The 2727-nt window shown below is 43.2% G+C and carries 1 protein-coding gene and 2 pseudogenes; 1 reads left to right on the top strand and 2 read right to left on the bottom strand.

Going from position 1 to position 2727, the window contains the following annotated elements; translation table 11 throughout:
• Positions 1 to 213, top strand: a pseudogene (locus tag ACO0KV_RS18280) (transposase); the annotation flags it as partial.
• On the opposite strand, the gene ACO0KV_RS18275 reads toward ACO0KV_RS18280, so the two are convergent.
• The gene (locus ACO0KV_RS18275; RefSeq protein ID WP_423044573.1) at positions 204 to 2471 is read right to left on the bottom strand and encodes a bifunctional diguanylate cyclase/phosphodiesterase; all 2268 of its coding nucleotides are present in this window, start codon (positions 2469 to 2471) and stop codon (positions 204 to 206) included. The pseudogene ACO0KV_RS18280 and the gene ACO0KV_RS18275 overlap by 10 nt on opposite strands.
• Before the next feature lie 137 nt (positions 2472 to 2608).
• A pseudogene (locus tag ACO0KV_RS18270) lies at positions 2609 to 2727 on the bottom strand (IS30 family transposase); the annotation flags it as partial.

The following is a 2727-nucleotide window of genomic DNA, read 5'->3' as shown; positions in this document are numbered from 1 at the left end:
GCGAGGAACGAACGAAAACACGAATGGATTGATTAGGCAATACTTTCCGAAGAACAGAGATTTCACCACGATTACACAACAGGAGATTGATCACGCCATGAAAAGACTGAATAATCGACCAAGAAAAGACTGAATAATCGACCAAGAAAAAGATTAGGATACCTTACACCCAATCAGGTATTCTTCAAAAATACGCTTGCACTTCAAAATTGAACTCGCGTTTTATCAATTTTGAGCTTACTGACAGGTAAAGTTTTTAAATAAGCGAGCGACGAGAAACCCGTACCAAAATCGTCTAGCGCAATACTGCAGCCCATCGCAACTAACGCCATCAACTGGCGATGTGCTTCTTGCGGATGCATCATTGCCACCGATTCGGTGATTTCAATGCATAAGTATTCTGCCTTTGCTTGGTTTTGACTCAACGCCATCGATACGGTATCGATTAAATCCTGTTGTCGGAATAGTTGAGCAGAGAAATTGACAGCGACGCACAAAGGAAAACCGGCTTCAGTCCATTCCGCAATTTGTTGACAAGCGCGGTGTAAAACCCATTTGGATAAAGGCAAAATCAACCCTGTCGCCTCCGCAATAGGAATCATCCTAGCTGGTGAAACTATTCCAAGTATCGGATCAGTCCATCTCAGCAACGCCTCAACACCAACAATACGACCGCTATGGACATCGACTTGAGGTTGATAATGTAAGTCCAGAAGGCCTTGCTCCAGCGCTGCTTTTAAGCGCGTGTGCAGTTTTAAGTCTTCATGCGTCTGCAGATTCATTTCCGAAGAAAAACAAGCAAAAGTACCGCGCCCGGCTTGCTTGGCCCGATACATCGCCATATCAGCGTACCGCAGCAAGGTATTACTATCGTTTGCATCATCAGGGTAAAAAGCAAGGCCGATGCTCGTGCTGGAATAGACTTCCTGTTGTTCGAGATCAAAAGGCTTTAGAAACTCACTCAGCAAATCATTTGCGATATGTACCGCTTCACTGGCACTATCAATCTCAGTAAGATAAATAGCAAACTCATCGCCACCTAAACGCGCGACGATACCTTTCGATGCGATAAGATGTTCAAGACGATGTGCTACCTGGATTAATAGTGCATCTCCAGTTACATGCCCGAAGCTATCATTGATGGACTTAAAATAATCTAAGTCGAGAAATAGCAGTGCTACTCTCTGACCATTTCCAACGGATTGAGAGATCGCCAAATCAAGCCACTCGCGAAATTGCCGACGGTTTGGTAACCCGGTTAGCTCATCATGCATCGCCTGATATCGCAAAGAATGCTCTAATTTTTTACGCTCGCTCATATCACGCGCATAAACAATGGTATGGACGCTGGTTTCATCAGTAAAAGAACCAATTGAAATATCAACCGGTAGCGTCCTGCCATCACGGCAAATTAAATCAAAGTCGCTGATCAGCTTGTCACTGCCTGATAATTCTCTACTAGCGGCGATGTCGCGTATTTTGACATAGGCAGGCAACAGCACATCGACATCCGTCCCCACTAAGAGATTCGTTGGCCAGCCAGTCATGCGAGTCATCGTTGAATTTGACTTAAGAATCCGCCCTTTATCGTTGAGTAGCAAAATCCCAGACGGTGCCACCTCTAACATCACGTTTTCACGGAAAAATTGAACCTCTTTTTGGCGCAGAGGCCAATGTAAAGCCTCGTTGACAGTCGCTCTAAATAAATAAAGATAGGCAATAACTTTATATAAATGACCAATGAGATTCGCACTATCTTTGTCGATGACACCAAGTCGCGTAAAAAATAGTTCCGATATCGCAGACAGCAAGGTCGCGAAGACGAGTGGTATCACAGACCGTTTTGGCAACTGATCTTGTCGAAACCAAATTGCGAACAAGGTGATCAGGTCAATGCTGACGATAAACCATTCGATGTCGACTTTTAATTTCGTCAATCCTTTACCAACGATGAATAAACTGGGCACACTATCCGAATTAAATAACCCGACATAAGCAAGTACGATGAGTAATAGAAGCATCGTTCCAGTGGCTATTCTTTTATTGAGCACTGATGGAAAGTCATAGGCAGGGACAACGATGTACGAAAGCAATGCTGCCGCCGCCACAATGCGTGCACTAAGCCAGAAAAAAATCGACTTTTGTGAGCTGTTAGCTGTCATTGCTTCCGGCATACCGGCATAACTTAACGTATGCATCAGATCTAAAGCGCCGACGTCAAAAAAACAAATTGCCAAGATGATGACCGCACCTTTGCGTGCAGAAAAAATCGCATGATAGCCAGTAATAAAAATAAACATTGACACCACGATTGCAAATATTTCTGCAATATTGTGCAAAAAGATGAACTTCGCTGGATTAACAATGAAATACAGATGTGCTGTTGATACCCCCCATAGCAATGGGAGTGACATCAGGCAAAGAAAAACACCACCCAAATTTTCTTCAAGTTTTTTAGAAATAAGGCTCATCGGGATGTTTTTAGGTTGCGTTAGAATACGATCAGAACAATTCTGAAAAAGTAGTGATCTCCCCGAAAATCACAATCCAGACTACAAACCTGTTAGGCATTTGAGTACGTTTCTGCCTTTGAAAACAGATCGCGAGTTCAATTTTGAAGTGCAAGCGTATTTTTGAAGAATACCTGATTGGGTGTAAGGTATCCTAATCTTTTTCTTGGTCGATTATTCAGTCTTTTCATGGCGTGATCAATCTCCTGTTGTGTAA

It is taken from the genome of Undibacterium sp. RuRC25W (assembly GCF_049339825.1).
Taxonomy (GTDB): domain Bacteria; phylum Pseudomonadota; class Gammaproteobacteria; order Burkholderiales; family Burkholderiaceae_D; genus Undibacterium.
This window is presented reverse-complemented; position numbering and strand designations above follow the sequence as displayed.

What these genes read in the sequence shown, in the direction of transcription:
- ACO0KV_RS18275 (WP_423044573.1), bottom strand. Translation starts at nt 2,471, where the DNA reads ATGAGCCTTATTTCTAAAAAACTTGAAGAAAATTTGGGTGGTGTTTTT.